Origin of the sequence: Sporanaerobium hydrogeniformans (genome assembly GCF_002735925.1) — a bacterium.
Taxonomy (GTDB): Bacteria; Bacillota; Clostridia; order Lachnospirales; family Cellulosilyticaceae; genus Sporanaerobium; species Sporanaerobium hydrogeniformans.
Window position 1 is genome coordinate 538,871 of the sequence record NZ_PEDL01000001.1, and the last position, 19,537, is coordinate 558,407.

Sequence of the window (19,537 nt, forward strand, 5' to 3'; positions counted from 1 at the left end):
AAAGCATGTATTTTAATGAGGGATTTTATGATTATAATAATCAGTATTTTTGTGATTCTTTTAAGTGTTTTAGGGGTTTTAGGTGGGTGTGGATATTTAGCTTATTGCATGATTCATGCACAGTCAGAAGCCATTACACAAACACCTACAGATTATGGTTTATACTATGAGGACATTACTTTTGAGGGAATGAAGGATAAAATTCATTTATCTGGTTGGTGGATTCCTGCTCAAAGTAAAAGCAGGTTCATTTCTTCTAATCACACCATTATTTTATCCCATGGCTATCATAACGCACGAAGTCTAGAAGGTATTCAGCTTCTAGATTTGGTACGCGTTCTTGTACGAAGTAGATACAATGTAATGATGTATGATTTACGTAACTGTGGGTATTCACAAAAGACGGTTATAACAGGTGGCTATCTTGAAAAATACGATTTACTTGGGGCGATTGAGTATGTCAAAAAAAATAAGCAAAGCTCACACATTGCTCTTATGGGATGGTCTATGGGAGCGGCAATTTCTCTTTTTGCAGGGATTTTGTCAGAAGACGTAGAGGTGATTATTGCAGATAGTCCTTTTTCAGATTTAGAGGAATGTTTAAATGTGACGATGCCTGTTTATACAAAATTACCCCGTTTCCCTTTTACAGTAGTAACTCTTCGAATAGTCAGCCGGCTTTTAAAAATTGATATGAAGGAATTACGCCCTATCGAAGCGATACGTTCTTTAAAAGACAAGCCTCTTCTTTTGATTCATGCCAAAGAAGATGAAATTATACCTTCTGAGGAGACAAAGGCTATTTATGAAGCCATTCCTCATAAAGGAAAAGTAGAGCTTTGGATTCCCAATATTAAAGGGCATATCCTAGGGCATAAGTTGCAAAAAAAGGAGTACCAAAGACGGGTTTTATATTTCCTTAAAAAATATTTTAGATAAGAAGGCAAGTTGTATTTAAAAGAACCCCATGCTAAAATAAAAATAAAATGAAACAAAAGAAAAAGAGGGAATGAAAATGAATATTGTACTTCACGAGCCTGAAATTCCACAAAATACAGGTAATATTGCAAGAACCTGTGCAGCAACAGGGGCCAAGCTTCATCTTATTGAACCTTTAGGCTTTTCTTTAGAGGAGAAACAAATTAAACGTGCAGGATTAGACTACTGGCATCTTGTAGAGATTTTTACTTATAAAAACTATGAAGAGTTTCTTGAAAAAAACAATGACCCTAAAATTTATATGGCCACAACAAAATCTAAACAAACCTATGTAGATGTTCAATATGAAGAAGATGCCTATATCATGTTTGGTAAGGAAACAGCAGGTATTCCAGAAGAAATCCTCCTTCAAAATAAAGAAAACTGTATTCGTATTCCCATGCGTGAAGAAGCAAGGTCTTTAAATCTGTCTAACTCTGTTAATATTGTACTTTATGAGGCATTACGCCAAAATCAATTTTTAGGATTAAAGGCAGAAGGTGAGCTTCACCGTTATCATTGGTAAAAATACTAAGGCCTAATGTGTATAAAAATATAAAAAAGTCTTCATACTATCAAATGTGAATTTTTAAATAACTAATTCATTTTTGAAAGTCATGAAGGAGGCAACAATGAAAGGACTAAGGAGATGTGTATTACTTGTAAGTTTTATTTGTCTGACAGTGGTGCAGGTCTACGCTAGTGAAACCAAAAGTCAAAAACTCTTCCCCGAGGCTATAGGGATTATTGGGCAAATTCGTGGGACGAACATTAATATAAGAAGCTACCCTAATTTATATGCCAAAGTGATTATACGAACAAGTAGCAAAAAAGTATATGTGCTTGGTCAAAATAGCGAGTGGTATAAGATTAAATTAAATGGAGAAGAAGGCTGGGTTTATAAACAATATGTAGAGCTAGACTCCAGTCAGGCTATTCCTTATAGTAAAGTTTTAGGAGATGAGATTGTAGACTACTGTAAGCAGTTTATTGGCACACCTTATGTATGGGGTGGCAATGATCTAAAGCGTGGTGTAGACTGTTCAGGACTTACGCAGGAAGTTTATAAAACCTTTGATATTGATATTAGTCGTGTATCTTATATGCAGGCTAAGGATGGCAAACAAATTGCCAAATCAGAACTCATGCCTGGTGATTTAGTGTTTTTTGATACCTCAGGGAAAAATAGAGGTAATATTTCACACGTAGGGATTTATGCTGGGAATGATAAGTTTGTACATGCGGATGGTACCAAAGGTGTTATGATTAGTAACCTAAACAGTGCTTATTATAAGAGGAACTATGTGGCAAGTACTCGAGTTCTCCATTCATAAGACACATTTTATCCTCGGAAGGTTAACCTGCCGAGGATTTACATATTTTCAAAAAGCCCAACTTGTGCCATAATAAGGATAAGGTAAAATAAGGGATAAGAGGTAGAAAATGAACGTAAAAAGTCTATATAAATTAGAATTTCCAAAAGTAAAAGCACTTGTTACTCATTTTGCACTGACTGAAGGTGGCAAAGAGATTTGTGAAAAAATGGAGCCTCAAGTGCATTTTGAGGTTGTGGATAGGCTTCAAAGAGAGACTGCAGATGCCTTAGCAATGAGTGTGAAAAAGGGGCGTTTGCCCTTAGGAAGTTTAAAACAAGTAGCAGCTATTATCAAACGGGTAGAAATTGGAGCCATTTTAAGTAGTACAGAAGTTTTAAATGTAGGGTCTGTTTTGAAAGCTTCACGTACAGTAAAAAATTATCAACGGGAAGGTGACCAAAAAGAAATACCTTATCCTGCTATTGATGATTATTTTGAGGCTATTACCACACACGCCCAAGTAGAAAAAGAAATTGAACGTTGCATAGTAGGACCTGATCAATTTAGTGATGAGGCAACACCAGAGCTTTACCAAATTAGGCGTCAAATGAAACAACTCCAAAATAAAATTAAAGAAGCCTTACAAGGAATTATCTATTCAACCCGTTATCAAGATATGCTACAAGACCCTGTTATTACTATACGTCGGGAACGTTACTGTATACCTATTAAGGTAGAGTATAAGACCCAGTTCAAAGGGATTGTGCATGACCAATCTGCAACAGGGGCAACTGTTTTTATGGAGCCTATGACGGTAGTAGAACTTAATAATGAACTTAAAAGCTTAGAAGCTAAAGAACAAGAAGAAATCGAAAAAATACTTATTGATTTAACAACTCAAATACAGGGAATAGCACCCTATGTTCTTACTAACTATACACAGTTAGTGAAGTTAGATGCCATCTTTGCTAGAGCAGAATTTTCTTTAAAATATAATTGCAGACAACCTCGGCTTAATACGGAGGGGCGGGTTAAGTTAAAAAAAGCGCGTCATCCTCTTTTACAAGTCGAGCAAGTGGTACCCATTGACGTAGAAGTGGGAGATACCTTTTCCACGCTACTCATTACAGGTCCCAATACAGGTGGTAAAACAGTTACCCTTAAAACAGTAGGCTTATTTGCTGTGATGACTGCTTGTGGTCTTCAAATACCAGCAGGAGAAGGGAGTGAAATGGCTATTTTTGATGAAATCTATGCAGATTTAGGGGATGAACAAAGTATTGAACAAAGTCTGAGTACTTTTTCGGCTCATATGACAAATATTGTAAGTATCTTACAAAATGTAACCCCTCAGTCACTCGTACTTCTTGATGAAGTAGGTTCAGGAACAGATCCTATTGAAGGAGCCGCCTTAGCCATGTCCATCTTAGAAAACTTGCGAAAAGGTAAAATCCGCACAGTAGCTACAACTCATTATAGTGAGTTAAAGTTATATGCTCTTTCAACAGAAGGGGTAGAAAATGCTAGCTGTGAATTTGATGTAGAATCCTTACGTCCAACCTACCGCCTACTCACTGGTATTCCAGGCAAGAGCAATGCTTTTGCTATTTCCATGAGGTTAGGTTTGCCTTCTTATATTATTGAACGTGCAAAGACATACTTAGAAAAAGAAAATGTCAATATGGAAAGTATTTTAGTGGATTTAGAAGAGAGTAAAAAGCTGGCTGAACTTGAAAGTGAGCGTGCGAAAGAGTACCGTGCTGAAGCAGAACGTCTAAAAGAGGAAATTGCCAAAGAACGTAAAAAGATTGATCATGCAAGGAAGAAAATATTAGAAAAAGCCGAAATAAAAGCAAAAGAAATGTTAAAGGCAGCAGAATTAGAAACCGATAAAGCTCTTAAAGAGGTGCGTGCAGCAGCGCGTAAAGCACAGGTATTAATCGATGAAAAGGACTTGCAAGCTGCCAAACAAGGTATGAGTGAGACCATTGAAGGGCAGAATAAGAAGATTAATAAGATAACAGGGCGTAATCAAAAAAATACACCTAAACTTAAGACCGTAGCAGTAGGAGAGGAAGTGCTTGTTGCTTCCTTAATGCAGCAAGGCACAGTGATTGAAGCACCAGATAGTAATGGTAATGTAGTTGTAAGGCTTGGCATTATGCCAATGAAAATCCATATTTCCCAGTTGGAGCGTATAAGTGAGCCCAAAGAAGAGGTAACAAAGAGTAAAAGTAAGAATAAAATGCCAAAATCAGCAGGTGGAGTAAGCTATAATCTTTCTAAAACCAGTACCATTTCCACACAAGTGGATGTACGAGGTATGATGGTGGATGAGGCACTTCCCATTGTCGATAAATATTTAGACGATGCCTATTTATCAGGGCTTAAACAAGTAACTATTATTCATGGGAAAGGAACAGGGGCTCTTCGAGCGGCTGTTAATACCATGTTAAGAAGGCATCCTCATGTAGAAGGATACCGCCCTGGTAAATATGGAGAGGGAGAAATGGGAGTAACAGTTGTCACAATCAAGTAAAAGGAGAAAAATATGATAAAAATACTCATAGTAGATGATGATACGAACATTGCCGAGCTCATTTCACTTTATCTAAAAAAAGAAGGTTATCAAACCCAAGAAGTATTTAGTGGGCGTAAGGCATTAGAGGTTTTTGAAGACTATGCACCAGACCTTGTTATACTCGATATTATGCTACCAGAAATAGATGGGTATGACGTATGTAAAGAAATTCGTAAACATAGTAAGACTCCTATCATTATGCTAACTGCTAAGGGAGAGGTTTTTGACCGAGTACTTGGGCTCGAGTTAGGTGCAGATGACTATATTATAAAACCTTTTGATCCGAAAGAGTTAATTGCTAGGGTAAAAGCTGTTTTAAGGCGTACTATTCAGCAAGTAGAACCTCAGACGAACAGAAAACGTATTGTTCTTGATAATCTGATTATAGATAAGGACAATTATTCAGTAACTTATCAAGGTCAACTTGTGGAGCTGCCTCCTAAAGAGTTAGAAGTTCTTTATTTTTTAGCAAGTCATCCTAAACAAGTTTTCACAAGAGAACAGCTCTTAGATAAGATTTGGGGTTACGATTTTGTTGGAGATACCCGTACAGTAGATGTACACATTAAAAGGCTACGGGATAAATTTGAAGGTGATCACACATGGAGTATAAAAACCGTATGGGGAGTTGGGTACAAATTCGAGAGATAAAAAAGAAGATAGTTTTCCCCACCCTTTTTAGTCGATTAGTAACAGTTTATATTAGCATATTAGTAGTAACACTTATTGTACTATTTGTGGCCTTTACCAATGCTTTTCAATCTTATTTTGTAGAATACACGCAAAATATCATGATTAAACAAGCTACTGGTTTAGCAGAAGAGTATTATCAGATAGGAACTTATAGTACATCAAGAGAAGATATATTAGCTAAAATGATGTATCGCATTAAGGTAATGGATAGTTATTTAGAATCCACAACGTGGCTTATTGACCGTAATTATGGTGTAGTAGTGGTCTCTGAACATGCTAGTCAAAACAAAAGTCAAATTATTGTTCCAAACCAAAAAGATGTGCAGCAGGTTTTAGAAGGCAATATTGTACGCATTGAGAATGGTTTTAAGGAATATTTTTCTACACCTGTTTTGACCATTGGCTATCCTATACAAATGCGAAACGAGGTACAGTATGCTCTTTTTATTCATACACCTATGCCTCTTATTTTACGCACCATTGATGAAGTCAGAAATATTATCTTAAAAGTAGTAGCTATTACAGGAACCATTGTTTTTTTATGGATTTATATGATTTCTAAACAAATGTCTAAGCCTCTTAAGCAAATGAATGCAGTGGCTAAACAAATTGCCAGTGGACAGTTTAGTAAACGTATAGAGGTAAGTGGAAGAGATGAGATTGCACAGCTCGGGCTTTCACTTAACAATATGGCTTATGAACTCAATAAAATTGAGGATAAGCGCAAAAAGTTTTTAGCAAATGTATCCCATGACTTACGTTCGCCTCTTACATCTATACAAGGGTTTGTAACGGCTATTTTAGATGGGACTATCCCACCAGAAAGCGCAGAAAAATATTTAAAGATTGTTCTTAATGAATCACGACGGATGATTACGATGACGAATACCATTTTAGAGCTCAGCCGAGTAGAGGAAGGGGTAACGCCTCTTCGTAGAGTGTCTTTTCATATGGGGTGTTTAGTGAAATCTTCTTTAGCTAGTTTTGAACCGATTATGCATGAGCGTAAGATAGGCGTTTTTACCCATTTTGAAAAAGATGAACCTTATGTATGGGGAGATATAGATATGATGAGTCGTGTACTTCAAAATCTCATGGATAATGCCTTTAAGTTTGTAAATGAAGGTGGTAGAATAGAGATTACTACAAAGCTTAAATACGGTAAGCTTTGGACAGTCGTGAGTAATACAGGGTCTTATATTCCAGAAGAAGAGCAAAAAGAAATATGGGACCGCTTTTATAAGGGAGATGGTTCACGAGGAAAAGATAAGAAAGGACTTGGACTTGGACTTGTCATTGTTAAAGAGATTTTAAAGCAGCATGATGAAAATATAAAGGTAAATTCATCAGAGAAAGATGGCATGGTGAGTTTTTGTTTTTCATTGCCTCTTGCAAAAGATGTTTCTAATCATAAGATATAAAGCTTTTAAGGGTGGATTTTTACAGTTTCTTCATAATTACCGTTTATACTCACACTTGAAAAATTGAATGAGGAGGCAGATGCCATGTTTGATGAGGATTTAAATAAAGAGATGCATTCAGGAGATAAAGAAATGGAAGAAGAGACACAGTCCTATGAATGGCAATCTTCAAGAGAGGATGCAAGTTTTAAAGAGGAGTCACAAGCAACATGGACGGAGCCTGTTCACAAAGCATCCCAAAAGAAAAAAAGTAGTTTTGGACGCTTTGTAGTAGGTCTTTTGATTGTCAGTGTAGTAGGTGGAGGAGCCATAGGTACAAGCTTTGCCTTTTTATCACCTTATGCCACTGACTATTATAATACACGTTATAATAAGGGAGGTACCCTTTCACCCAATGGTACGGATATTCAGCAAGGACAAGAAGTTGCGCCTAAACTTGTGGCGACTACAACGCCTGTTGTAGATATTGCAAAAAACATCGGGCCTTGTGTTGTTTCTATTAAAAATAACAAAGTAGTAGCTACCTGGTTTGGAGAATTCAATCAATCAGGTTTAGGTTCAGGAGTTATTTTTAAAGAAGATGATAGCAAAATTTATATTGTAACCAATGCGCATGTGGTAGAAGGTGCCAATAGTTTAGTTGTTAATTTTTTAGGTAATACGAAAGTAGAAGCAGAATTAATTGGTGGAGATACATTGACGGACATTGCCGTAGTAGCGGTGGCGAAAAAAAATGTGCCTGAGGAAGCTTTAGCACAGATTCGGATTGCCCCTCTTGGTGATAGTGATAAATTACAAGTAGGTGAGCTGGCTGTAGCTATAGGGACACCTATTGGAGAGGCCTATAATAATACAGTAACAGGTGGTTATATTAGTGCCCTTAATCGCGAAGTGCAAATTTCACAAGGCGAAAAAACGCTTAATCTGATTCAAACAGATGCAGCTATCAACCCTGGGAATAGTGGTGGGGCATTGGTAGGAGCTACAGGTGAAGTAATAGGGATTAATAGTGTGAAACTAGCTGGTGAAGTAGAAGGAATGGGTTTTGCCATTCCCATCAATGATGTGAAGCCTATTATTGCTGAGATTTTAACAAGTGGTAGGATTTCACGTCCTGTTTTAGGTATTGTAGGGACAGATATTAGTGCTAAAAGCTCAGAATTATTTGAACTCCCTATGGGGATTTATATTGAGCAAGTTGTTGAAGGTGGAAGTGCGGACCTAGCAGGTATAAAAGTAGATGATATTTTATTTGAGTTTGATGGCGTAAAAATAACGGGTATGACTCAACTCAAGGAATTGTTAAATAAAAAGAAGGTGGGCGATGTGGTACAAGTGAAAGTATTAAGGGGTAACGGCAAAAAGACCATTGATGTAAAATTAAGAGAAGCACCCTCTGCATATTAATAAAAAGTAAAAGGGATTGTTACAAGGTAGATAAGAAGCTTTGTAGCAATCCCTTCCTTTATCTTTTCAAAGAGATTAAAGGTTAAGCGTTGAAAAACAACGGGGGTTTTGGTAGTATTACTTTAGAAAAAGAATAGGAGCGATAAGATGAGCTTAATTAGTGAGTTAAAACCACAAGATACTGTGAAAGGTAACTACTTGTGTAAATATAAACAACTATTAAAGAATAAAAATGGTAAAGATTATATAAGTGTACGTCTTCAAGACCAATCAGGTAGTATAGACGGAAAAATTTGGTCCATTCACTTAGGTATTGGGGCTTTTGAAGTAAATGATGTTGTAGAGGTAGAAGGTGAAATTCTTGTTTATCAAGAAAATTTACAATTTAATATTAATAAGATTACAGCTTTGACAGAAGATAGCTATGACTTAAGAGATTATATTCCCCATTCAGCAAAAGATATTCAAATACTGGAGGAAAGCCTTTTTAAACATATTGACTCAGTAGAAAACCCATTTATCAAAAAATTACTAGAGGAAGTATTTTATGATGAAGCTATTTATAAAGAGTTTTTGGTGCACAGTGCAGCCAAAAGTGTCCATCATGCCTATATTAGTGGTTTGCTTGAACATAGTTTAACAGTGACGGAGCTTGGGCTTAAGATGTGTGAACTCTACGAAGGGGTTCAGCGTGATTTAGTGTTAGCAGGTTGCTTATTACATGATATTGGCAAATTGCAAGAGCTAACAGCCTTTCCACAAAATGATTATTCAGATGAGGGGCAGTTAATCGGCCATTTGGTATTAGGGAGTGAACTAATCCATGATAAAGCAAAAACTATTCCAGACTTTCCACTTCACCTTGAACAACTTTTAAAACATATTGTTTTAGCCCATCATGGGGAATATGAATATGCTTCCCCTAAACGACCTAAATGCATAGAAGCCATGATCGTTCATTTAGCAGATAATAATGATGCAAAGCTTAAGCTCCTTGAAGAAATGCTTACAAGTAGTCCTGAAAAAGAGGGCTTTATTGGCTTTAATAAGATTCTTAATCGCAATATTTGCAAGGTTAATCTATGAAAAATGGAAATACAAAAATCTCTGCTAATGAAATCAACCGGTTCATTTATTGTCCCTATCAGTGGTACTACAATCGCTATTATGGCGCTAAGGCACTAAGGCAGCAATACAAGGCGTTAGAACAGCCTACAAGCTCACATGAAGCTAACTTTGTACGTGGACAGCAGTTCCATCAACGTTATTATAAGGCATATCGCCGAAAACGTTTCTTGCAGGTTCTCATTGTATTGATTGCCATTATTTTGTGGATTGGATGGATAAGACGATGAAGGATCTATTAGCAGGTAGCCTTCTCGTATGTAGCGTAGTAGCACTCTGTTGGGGACTAAGGCCAAGGTGGAAGATGAAAAATAAAAGAGAATGTGGGGTTCCTTTAGCCAGTCCTATTTACTCAGATGAAAAAGGAACCCATTTATTAGTGGCAAAACAATTAGAACTTCAAGGTAAGCCTGATTACATTTTTAAGACATGGCTAATGAGACGCTATATCCCACTAGAAATTAAAAGTGGGCAGCTAAAGGAGGATTTTCCTCATCCAGGTGATATGTATCAATTAGCCGCCTATTTTCTTATAATAGAAGAAGTGTATGGTAAAAGGCCTCCTTATGGCAAGCTGGTATATGCCAATAAGACCTTTACCTTACGAAATACCCGAAAGATACGCAAAGAAGTTTTAAATATAGTCGGTCAAATGCGGCAAATGCTTCAAAAGCCAAGAAGGATGGAGGTTAGCCCATCTTTTGTAAAATGCAAGCATTGTATATGTCGCTTAACGGTCTGTGAATATTGGGAGGGAGAAGAGTCAGAATGAAAAAAGAAGAAAAAAAGATGCATAAAGAGCAACCTAGAGAATTAGAGACCAAGGGTTCACCCTTATTAGAACGCTACATACAACGTAGCTTGTCTGATAAAATGCAACAAGTAGATGAGCAAATGATTGCAGAGGCTATTAAAACACTCTTGTATGAGGACAAAAATCAATCTAAACATTTAAATTAGGAGATAGTTATGGAACAACCTGTTAAAAAAAATGACCGCGTGCAACTTAGGATTCAAGATATGGGAAGTGAAGGAGAAGGAATTGGTAAGGTGCAGGACTTTACTCTTTTTGTACCCCATACTGTAGCAGGTGACGAGGTAGAAGTACTCGTTTTAAAGACAAAAAAGAGCTATGGCTATGGGAAGCTCCTTCGTATCCTAACACCTTCACCCCTTCGAAGTGAGCCACTCTGCCAAGTAGCTCATCAATGCGGAGGCTGTCAGCTTCAGCACCTTCAATATAAGGAGCAGCTTAAATGGAAAACACAAAAGGTGAAAGAAGTACTACGACGCATAGGAGGGCTAGCTGATTGTCAAGTAGAAGATACCTTAGGAATGGAAAAGCCTTTTCACTACCGTAATAAAGTACAATACCCTATTAGGCGTGAAGGTGAGACGCTTAAAATCGGTTTTTTTGCTAAAGGTTCTCATCGTGTGGTAGCTTCTGAAGTCTGTCATATTCAAGATAAACGTGCCCAGCATATTGTAGAAAAAGTACGAGACTATTTAGAAGAAGAACAAGTTCCAATCTATAATGAAGAAACCCACCAAGGGTTAGTAAGACATTTACTCATTAAAACAGCCTATCATACACCAGACATCATGGTGTGCTTAGTCATTAATGGCGAAAACTTAAAGCAGGCAGAAAAGTTAGTTGGGAAACTTCGTACCATTCCAGGTGTAGCAAGTATCTTACTGAATCATCATAAAGAAAAAAGTAATGTGATTCTGGGTGCACATACAACAGTACTCTATGGGACAGACACCATTATTGATAAAATTGGAGACTTGCAGTTTAAGATATCACCCTTATCCTTTTTTCAAGTTAATCCTATGCAAACAGAGGTGCTTTATCAGAAAGTTTTAGAGTTTGCAGACTTAACAGGAGAAGAAACTATTTGGGACGCTTACTGTGGGATAGGTACTATTTCACTTTTCTTAGCCAAAAAGGCAAAACACGTTTATGGCGTGGAGATTGTCCCAGAAGCCATTGAAATGGCTAAAGAAAATGCACGGCTTAATGGGCTTACTAATGTAACCTTTTTTACTGGAAAAGCAGAAGAAATCATACCCAATGCTTACAAACAAGGCATCGTTGCGGATACTATTGTAGTAGACCCACCTAGAAAAGGTTGTGACAGCCACCTACTTGCCACCCTAATAGATATGTCACCTAACAAAATTGTCTACGTTTCTTGTGACCCAGCTACCTTAGCTAGGGATCTCAAATATCTCACCAATCAAGGCTATCAAGTGGATAAGGTTCAACCTGTAGACATGTTCCCACAGACCGTGCATTGTGAGGTTGTAACCCTGTTGCAACATTCTGAGAAATAAAATAGAATAAAAATTAGCGAAAGTCGTGAGTTGAAATCAGCTCACGGCTTTTTTGTATCTATAAATTAAGAAAAGAGGTTGATGTGAAAAAACCTAGAAGAATAGTACCTACTAAAGCAGAAAATAAAAAGTTGAAGGTTGCTGCGTATTGTAGGGTTAGCACAAAATTTGAAAGTCAACAAAGCAGCATTGATTTACAAATATCTAATTATGAAACTGTCATACAAAGTAACCCTCAGTGGGAATATGCAAGTTTATTACGATTATGGTAGTGGACTAAGGCAAAAAGGTCGTTCTAATTTGGAGAACATAATAAATAAGGCTTGTTCTGGTCAATTTGATTACATTCTCACGAAATCTCTCAGTAGATTGTCTAGGAATGTTTTAGATACATTAATCATCATAAGAAAATTAAAAGAAAGGGGTATTAATATGTATTTTGAAAATGAAAACCTAAACTCAATCGAAAATGAAGCAGAATTTGCAATCACTCTTAGTGGTATTTTAGCTCAGGAGGAAAGCAGAAATCTAAGTGAGAATATTCAATGGGGGTATCAAAGGAAGTTTGAAAACGGAGATATTTTTACGAAGTATAAAAACTTTATGGGTTATAAATGTGAAAATGGCAACTTATTTATTGTACCTGAGCAAGCAGAAGTAGTGAAAACAATATTTATGTTATATTTAGATGGTATGACATTACAGCAGATAAAAGAGCAGTTAGAAAGTCAGTAAATCAAAACTGCTACAGGTAAAGATGTTTGGGCAACCTATGTTATCCAGAAGATGCTTAAAAATGAAAAGTACAAAGGTTGTACCATGTTTCAGAAAACTTTTACTGAGGATTACCTTACTGGAAAAAGAAAAGTAAATCATGGCGAGAGGGCAAAATATTATGTAGAAGATACTCACCCCGCTATTGTATCAAAAGATGTATTTGATAGAGTGCAAGAAGAGATGAAGCGTCGTGAAAGAGTTGTTCATAATGATGATGGAAGTATAGAAACGTCTAAGATTAAATTTAATAGCAAGTAAATTCTAGGCAATCTATTAGTATGTGGGGACTGTGGCGCATCCTATCGTAGAAGAACAGAACGTGGCAAAGTTTTATGGAGATGTGCCACTAGAATTGAAAAGGGTAAAAATGAGTGTTCCCTATCCCCTACGATAAATGAAAAATGGCTAATAGAACAACTCTCAGAGCTAATATGTAACGGTACTTACAATGAAAGGCTAGTGAAGAATAAGGTGGATAGGATTGAAGTGTATGATGGACATATTTTAATTAAAAGATACGATGTGAGAAGAGTTATTTGCTGTGTAAATATGTTATAATTTGTATGTAAAAAGAGGAGCTACCACAAAGCTTAAAATATATGTATTAATTTAGATAGAAAGTTGGTGGGCACATGGCGAAAAAGAAAGCAGGTAAAGCAAAAAAGATAAATTCTTGTACATCTAAGTCAACTATTCAAGAATTGCAAGTGTCAAGAACTGGAGGGCAAATTGCACTTACAGGATTTACTTATCAATTTCTATATTCATGCTATTTAATATTATCTGAAATAGATGAGAATACTGTTTTTTATTTAGAGGGAATAGAAGATATTGATAAGATTAGACTTGTAGATCCGGATGATTGTAATACTCATATACAATTAAAATATTCAACTCAAAAACAAGATGCCAGTTTTTTAAAAGATGTTCTAAAAAACTATTTAGAAGTCTATCTTATTGATAAAAATCGAAAGTTTAAATTGATTTATGATTTTCAGGTTGCTAAGGGAAATTTGAGTAAACTTTTCGATAGCAGTTTAGATGCTACATCCAATACTTATTGGAAAAAAATAATCGAACAAATTAAAGAAGAAAATCCTTTTTGGAATTGGAATGACTTCTCATACGATAGCTTTATCTCTAAACTTTCTTTTGAAAAAATAGAAAAAAGCACTTTATCTCAAAAAATTGAAAAGCTGTTGATAGGCACTTACGATATTGTAACAGACAATATTTCTATATTTGCAAATGGTCTTAAAATTTGTTGTTTAGAAAAAATGGAACAAAGAAATAGCATCAATAAAAATGAGCTTGATACATTAATTTTTAATATTAAAGATGACATTAGCAAGGGTGTACATAACCCCGCACACAGTTGGATAAAAAAAGTTGTTTTTGAATCTGGAGGTAACACCGAAACAGACTATAGCTATTATGAAGGAAAAAAACCTTCTTATAAGGATATCGCACGGCACTTACCAGTTAAAAGAACTTTGTTGGAAAATGAAGTTGCTATATCTGTCAAAGAAAATAGAGTAACTGTAATTAAAGCATCGAGCGGTCAAGGCAAAACAACCTTGGCTCTTAAAGTTGCATATGACTTGCAAGAGCAATATACAATTTATCAGCTTTTATGGTGTAATGATCATAAAGAGTTGAGTAATATAATTTCTTATTTTGCCACGAGAGTAAAAATGGGAGAAAAGCCACTAATTATTATTGATAATCTTGATTCTCAACTTAGTGAGTGGAATAGATTAGCCCAACTTCTACAAGATGAAGTAGCATATCATTACAGATTAGTAATAACGACCAGAGAAGATGATTGGTATAATTATAGCGGAGATTTAAGCAGCGTTAAATCCTTACAAGTAGTTAAATTGTTTCTTGGTGAAGAAGAAGCACAGGATATTTTTAAAGTGCTAGGTCAAGCAGGTAAATTGCACCCCTCAATTACAGATTGGCGAAAATCGTTTAGGATTGTTGAAAAAAAGAAATTACTGATTGAATATATTTATTTACTTACTCATGGCGAAATGCTATCAGAGCGAATCAATAATCAAATTATTCAAATTAGTGGTACTAATTCCGGTAAAATTAAGTGCGAAATTCTTCGCAAGATTTGTTTTGCGGACATATGCGGAATTAAACTTTCAGCAAATAAACTCATAGGTAGTTTAACAGAAACAACCTCTCAAGATTATGGTGAACTGCTAAAGAGCATTGAAAATGAATTTTTAATTCGTATTGATAGTACAGAAAAATATATAGAAGGATTACATCCAGTTCGTTCACAACACATTGTTGATAAGCTGCATGAATTTATTGAGTTAGAAACTACTGCATTGCAAGTTATAAATATTGCAGATTCTACTTATTATGCCAAGCTGTTTTCTTATCTTCCTAAGCTAATAAGTAATAAAGAAAATTTTTATTTACAATTAGTTGAAGTGATATGGGATAAAACCAATTTAACCCCCTATGTAGATGCTTTGCGTGGCATTTTTTCTGGTAGTGTTATGCAATATTACCTTGCCCATCAGAGTATTTATGATAATGCAAACGAACATGGTGGTTTATTACTTTTAGATATGGAGTTAAACCCATTTACTAAATTTGAGGAGATAGACACCTCCCTAAACACTTTAGATGATATACAAAAAATAATGCCTGCTAACAAAAATATAGAATATCTATGCAACCTTAGAAATACAACACCTAAAATAGAGTTATCAAAAACAGACATCTACTTTCTGTGTAAAGCTCTACATGAACGTTTTAAAAATGATGAAGCCTTTAATATTACATCGGACATTACTTCATATGCTACAATTATTTATTGGCTCATCAATATTGACCCTGCTTTTAATTTATCAAATAACATTTCCCTAAAATTGCTTTGGGAGCGCTGCAACAGTTATTCGATGGATACTATATCAACTATTATGTACACTTGTTTTTGTGGAAACAGAGAAAGATACATGATGCATGTTAATGAAAATTTAGATGGTATTTTAGCATATCTAAGGAATGAAACTGAATCACTACAAGTATATGTTAACGAGAAAAGAGATGAAATCCATGTGAATTATATTCTCTTTGCAAGCGAGATCAACAAGGGTAACGACGAAAGTGTATCAAGATTAAAAACCATATGCAAAATGCTTCCCATTTTTGATACTTATTGTGCTGACGCTATTAAACCAGTGATAGATGTACTATCTGGATATGAAATTCCTAATGATGCACATAAAACTATGCCAATCAGAAATATTGTAATTATGTTTCATCAGGAATTTACATCCCTTTGGAGCAAGACAATTCTCAGCAATTATGAATGTGATAGCATTTATGAATGGCTAGAGCATTGGTTTCATATTAGAACCAATATCGTGAATTTGTCTAATAAAATTGTTATGTGCATCCATAAACTATTGGAGCAAAAACAATTAGGCAAGCTTGCAGATGAAATAGATGTACTTAGAGAAGAATTAAATAAAAAACTGATTAGAGAGTATAGGTATCCTTATGAGGATAGACCTTTTGACGAAAAAGCAAATCTTCCAGAAGGGTTAAGTAAAATCAAAAGCGACTTTTTTCAAAGCATACAAAATTTCTATAACCAGGTGGTTGGATTTTTGAGTAGAGATAATGAGAAATCTCGATTAGCATTGATAAATTTACGGCAAGCATTGTCGACGCTAAAGAAAATGCAAACATACTTTAACGAGATATGTATAGAACAAACAATACTAATGGAAAAATATCAAGAGCTGTGCAAAAATGAAGACGAAGCATATCAACGCCTGATGAGTTCATGCCAGTATTTTAATGAAAACAAACCGAGTAAATACTTTAATAAATATCAAATAAGTATCTGGTATGAGAAGAACTATCAAGAGAGACTTGTAAAAACTTCAGATGCTTTATGTGATTTATCAGTTGCATATTCTATAAGGTTCCCTAAACATTATTTTTTTGATGGGATACTAAGTCATTATCCTATTGTTGTGAACAATTTTGATATGACAGATGGTGATAAGATTATGCATCTCTTGTTCCTATGCACTCCTTTTGCCGAATTAGAATATGATTATTTGATTCTCTTATGTTGCAACAAACCCAATATCTTAATTCCTAATGGGTTTAAGATTCCAAAGAGATTTTTTGAGACACTAAAACAATGTGTCGAAAATGATGATGAGTCTTTGATAAATAAATTGAGCCCGCCTTTTCCTGTAGAGGTTACATCACAGATGGTGAACTGTTTTACAAATGAATATGAGGTTGAAAAACCCGCTGTTACTGGATACGAAAATGTTGACCGTATAGGTGAACTTTTGTGGGCACTCTCAAAATCTCGACAAGTGTTAATCGATAATCAGGATGCAAAGTATTTTAATATTATTGAAAAGAAGTATAAAGATGAAATTCTAAAACTTCTTGGAAAAATTAATAGTAAAATTGTAGATAAGCACTTTACTGAAATCTCCAATATTTGCAAGGCTGTATTTGAAGGCGAGGAATTTTTGGATGTGGAACTAAATGCATTTTACAATAATCTCATCAGTATTTGCTTAAATTAACTCCAGCTTGCATAGAGAAAATTATATTCGATATTAACAAAATGGAATGATTTACAGATTTACAAGTGCGAAACCAGTATCTATAGTTTCTTTTCTTATAGCGAAATAGGATTAAAAAATTGGTTCTCAATAATTGTTTTTGAAGAAAAAGGGTGCGCCAAGGAACCAGTGGGTATCCACGACATCATTATTGTCTACTCAAGGCACGTTGAAGCGATAATTCTGATGACGTATTGTGGTGATAAGGCAAAAGACGAGGGTTAAACCACAATATATAGTGGTTTTGGAGAGATTTTGGAGCGAAAAAACAGGCAAAAATGTCATCTATATGAGGGCAAAAAATAGGCCAAAATATAGATGACATACGTAATTTTCAAGATTTTACCCATAAAACTGAATAGGAAGTAGTTAGATAGTCAGTGGATCATTATAAAATCCGCTGACTATTTTTTCTTTATAAATATTTTAAAAATTGTGATTTTAAAATGTCAAGTCTTTTTATAAAAATATTTTACAAGCATAGCAAGGAGGTTTATCATGAGCTGCAAAAGTATAACTGTTATTCCACCAGTGTTTAAATTTGAAAGTAGTCTTGGGATAAGAGGAAGAAACCTTAAAGTAGCATTTTTTATCCCAAACAACTTCAGCAATCCCGACATACATTCCACAGATATGGTTCTGAGACGAATGAAGTTTTTCGATTTAGTTGGTTTCTTTACAAGTGAAAAAGGTTTTCAAAGAGGAAGCCATAGAATAAGAAAAATCGTTGATTTGTATAACAAAGGTAAGCTTGATTTGCTTATCTTTAAATCTAAAAGCGATTTGGATAGATATGAAAATACTATCGATAGTATTGAAAAATCTATTTTAAAAAGTGGTATTCCTACTTATTGTGTTAAAGATTGTATTCTAATTAAAAATGGCAACATTATTTCCCTGTCGTAGCTTAAAAAATATCACGCACTGGTTAACCTACAAATGGATACAATATTGATAATTAGGTTAATATATGATATAATAATTATATTAAATAGTGAGGTGATAAGGAATGTCAGCTATTATTATAAATGAATACCAAGAGCTTTTACTAAAGAAAAATGAAATAGAACAAACACTTCCTTCCCTTCCTGAGGGGTATATTTCTACGAAAACTATCAAAGAAAAACAATATTACTATCTACAAAATAGAGTAGATGGAAAAATAACAAGCAAGTATCTAAAAGAAAATGAAGTTGATATTGTAAAAGAACAAGTAGAGCTTTGCAAGAAATATAAAGCTGAACTTCCTAAAATTGAAGCACGCCTAAAAGAGCTGGAACAGGCAGCCAAACTGATAGATAAAAGTATTGCTAGACACCTTACCCTGCTTAAATTATCTTGTGGCATGGATTCGCTAAGTAGTGTGCAAAAAGAACGTAGTGCATCTTTTGCCAACGCACTAAATGCCATTGAGGGTATATATGCAAGCAAAACTACAGAGCAGAATATTGATAAGTGGAAGGTCGGAGATGAATCTTTTATTTCTATATTTCAATCCACATTAAATATGTACGGCTTTACGGCGGAGGTGTAAGATGAGGGATCCTTATTTATATGATGATGTAGATATATTAAAAAATCTCGCCAATATCAAAGATCATGATTTATTAAGTAGAGCCGAGGCAGATATAACGAACTTATCTATGCTTGCTGTCTATAACCAGACTTATAAAGTGTTTGATACAAAAACATTGCAAGATATTCACTCAAATATTTTTGGACAAATATACGATTGGGCTGGTGAGTTTCGTACAATTCAAATTGCTAAATATGAGGATGTACTGGGAGGAGATACGGTTAGATATACTTTCCCTAAACAGATCAAGAAAGAGCTTAATGCTGTAATGAAGGAAGTAAAGAAACTGAAAAGAACAGACAGCAATGATAAGGATATCGTGTTTCGTTTAGAGAGAATTATAGCAACAATCTGGCAGATACACCCCTTTAGAGAGGGCAACACTAGAACTTGTATTGTATTTGCTGTACTACTAGCAAAACACCTTGGCTTTGAAGTCAATCATGAGCTCTTTAAAGTCCATTCGGCTTATGTGAGAAATGCCTTGGTATGGGCATCTCAAGGAATTTACTCGAAACACGAATATCTTGAACGAATTTTTGCCGATGCAATATTAGGCGATAGCCTTAATGAGGATGATGTTTCTGCTACTGTAACTGGAAACTATGAAAGCATTGGAGAATATAAGGTTAAAGATTATGTGGAGCGTCCACATGAGTACGTGAAAGGTAAGGAAATGCGTAACAATTAAAAGAAGGTGG

At 35.1% G+C, this 19,537-nt stretch carries 20 protein-coding genes; all 20 read left to right on the forward strand.

Features of this window, described 5'->3' with window-relative positions; all coding sequences use genetic code 11:
- Positions 1-27 precede the first annotated feature (27 nt).
- The 20 genes from CS063_RS02565 (at position 28) to CS063_RS02645 (ending at position 19,527) form a co-directional block, all read left to right on the forward strand.
- Positions 28-939 (forward strand): alpha/beta hydrolase, encoded by a 912-nt coding sequence (locus CS063_RS02565; protein ID WP_180270649.1) that lies wholly within the window; start codon positions 28-30, stop codon positions 937-939.
- 76 nt (positions 940-1,015) lie between these two features.
- Positions 1,016-1,504: a tRNA (uridine(34)/cytosine(34)/5-carboxymethylaminomethyluridine(34)-2'-O)-methyltransferase TrmL gene (trmL, locus tag CS063_RS02570; RefSeq protein ID WP_180270650.1), complete on the forward strand. Its 489-nt coding sequence runs from the start codon at positions 1,016-1,018 to the stop codon at positions 1,502-1,504.
- Between the two features lie 106 nt (positions 1,505-1,610).
- Positions 1,611-2,312, forward strand: coding sequence for a C40 family peptidase (locus CS063_RS02575; RefSeq protein ID WP_099448149.1), 702 nt, complete (start codon positions 1,611-1,613; stop codon positions 2,310-2,312).
- A gap of 109 nt (positions 2,313-2,421) precedes the next feature.
- On the forward strand, positions 2,422-4,833 hold the full coding sequence (locus CS063_RS02580) for an endonuclease MutS2 (RefSeq protein ID WP_099448150.1): 2,412 nt from the start codon (positions 2,422-2,424) through the stop codon (positions 4,831-4,833).
- Positions 4,834-4,845: 12 nt separating this feature from the next.
- Positions 4,846-5,526, forward strand: coding sequence for a response regulator transcription factor (locus CS063_RS02585; protein ID WP_099448151.1), 681 nt, complete (start codon positions 4,846-4,848; stop codon positions 5,524-5,526).
- Positions 5,478-6,989, forward strand: coding sequence for a HAMP domain-containing sensor histidine kinase (locus tag CS063_RS02590; protein ID WP_099448152.1), 1,512 nt, complete (start codon positions 5,478-5,480; stop codon positions 6,987-6,989). Before CS063_RS02585 ends, CS063_RS02590 begins: the two co-directional genes overlap by 49 nt.
- Before the next feature lie 84 nt (positions 6,990-7,073).
- Positions 7,074-8,396 (forward strand): S1C family serine protease, encoded by a 1,323-nt coding sequence (locus CS063_RS02595; protein WP_099448153.1) that lies wholly within the window; start codon positions 7,074-7,076, stop codon positions 8,394-8,396.
- A gap of 147 nt (positions 8,397-8,543) precedes the next feature.
- Positions 8,544-9,482, forward strand: coding sequence for a 3'-5' exoribonuclease YhaM family protein (locus tag CS063_RS02600; RefSeq protein WP_099448154.1), 939 nt, complete (start codon positions 8,544-8,546; stop codon positions 9,480-9,482).
- A complete protein-coding gene (locus CS063_RS18190) occupies positions 9,479-9,751 on the forward strand; it encodes a PD-(D/E)XK nuclease family protein (protein WP_099448155.1) in 273 nt (90 codons plus the stop codon). Before CS063_RS02600 ends, CS063_RS18190 begins: the two co-directional genes overlap by 4 nt.
- Complete coding sequence (locus CS063_RS02610; RefSeq protein ID WP_099448156.1) at positions 9,748-10,293, forward strand: CRISPR-associated protein Cas4; 546 nt, start codon at positions 9,748-9,750, stop codon at positions 10,291-10,293. Before CS063_RS18190 ends, CS063_RS02610 begins: the two co-directional genes overlap by 4 nt.
- Positions 10,290-10,481 (forward strand): hypothetical protein, encoded by a 192-nt coding sequence (locus CS063_RS02615; protein WP_099448157.1) that lies wholly within the window; start codon positions 10,290-10,292, stop codon positions 10,479-10,481. The genes CS063_RS02610 and CS063_RS02615 overlap by 4 nt, the downstream gene beginning before the upstream one ends.
- A 9-nt stretch (positions 10,482-10,490) precedes the next feature.
- The gene (rlmD, locus tag CS063_RS02620; RefSeq protein ID WP_099448158.1) at positions 10,491-11,858 is read left to right on the forward strand and encodes a 23S rRNA (uracil(1939)-C(5))-methyltransferase RlmD; all 1,368 of its coding nucleotides are present in this window, start codon (positions 10,491-10,493) and stop codon (positions 11,856-11,858) included.
- A gap of 83 nt (positions 11,859-11,941) precedes the next feature.
- Positions 11,942-12,130 (forward strand): hypothetical protein, encoded by a 189-nt coding sequence (locus CS063_RS17990; protein WP_330400957.1) that lies wholly within the window; start codon positions 11,942-11,944, stop codon positions 12,128-12,130.
- Positions 12,105-12,593 carry a recombinase family protein gene (locus tag CS063_RS17995; protein ID WP_330400955.1) on the forward strand — a complete coding sequence of 163 codons (489 nt, stop codon included), beginning with the start codon at positions 12,105-12,107 and terminating at the stop codon, positions 12,591-12,593. Before CS063_RS17990 ends, CS063_RS17995 begins: the two co-directional genes overlap by 26 nt.
- Before the next feature lie 51 nt (positions 12,594-12,644).
- Positions 12,645-12,893 (forward strand): recombinase family protein, encoded by a 249-nt coding sequence (locus tag CS063_RS18000; RefSeq protein WP_334293206.1) that lies wholly within the window; start codon positions 12,645-12,647, stop codon positions 12,891-12,893.
- Entirely contained in the window at positions 12,894-13,193 is a 300-nt protein-coding gene (locus tag CS063_RS18105; RefSeq protein ID WP_334293212.1) for a zinc ribbon domain-containing protein, read from the forward strand.
- 74 nt (positions 13,194-13,267) lie between these two features.
- Positions 13,268-17,221 carry a P-loop NTPase gene (locus tag CS063_RS02630; protein WP_099448159.1) on the forward strand — a complete coding sequence of 1,318 codons (3,954 nt, stop codon included), beginning with the start codon at positions 13,268-13,270 and terminating at the stop codon, positions 17,219-17,221.
- A gap of 537 nt (positions 17,222-17,758) precedes the next feature.
- A complete protein-coding gene (locus tag CS063_RS02635) occupies positions 17,759-18,166 on the forward strand; it encodes a hypothetical protein (protein ID WP_099448160.1) in 408 nt (135 codons plus the stop codon).
- A 103-nt stretch (positions 18,167-18,269) separates the two neighbouring features.
- The gene (locus CS063_RS02640) at positions 18,270-18,794 is read left to right on the forward strand and encodes a hypothetical protein (RefSeq protein WP_099448161.1); all 525 of its coding nucleotides are present in this window, start codon (positions 18,270-18,272) and stop codon (positions 18,792-18,794) included.
- A 1-nt stretch (position 18,795) separates the two neighbouring features.
- Positions 18,796-19,527: a Fic/DOC family protein gene (locus tag CS063_RS02645; RefSeq protein ID WP_099448162.1), complete on the forward strand. Its 732-nt coding sequence runs from the start codon at positions 18,796-18,798 to the stop codon at positions 19,525-19,527.
- Positions 19,528-19,537: the final 10 nt, after the last annotated feature.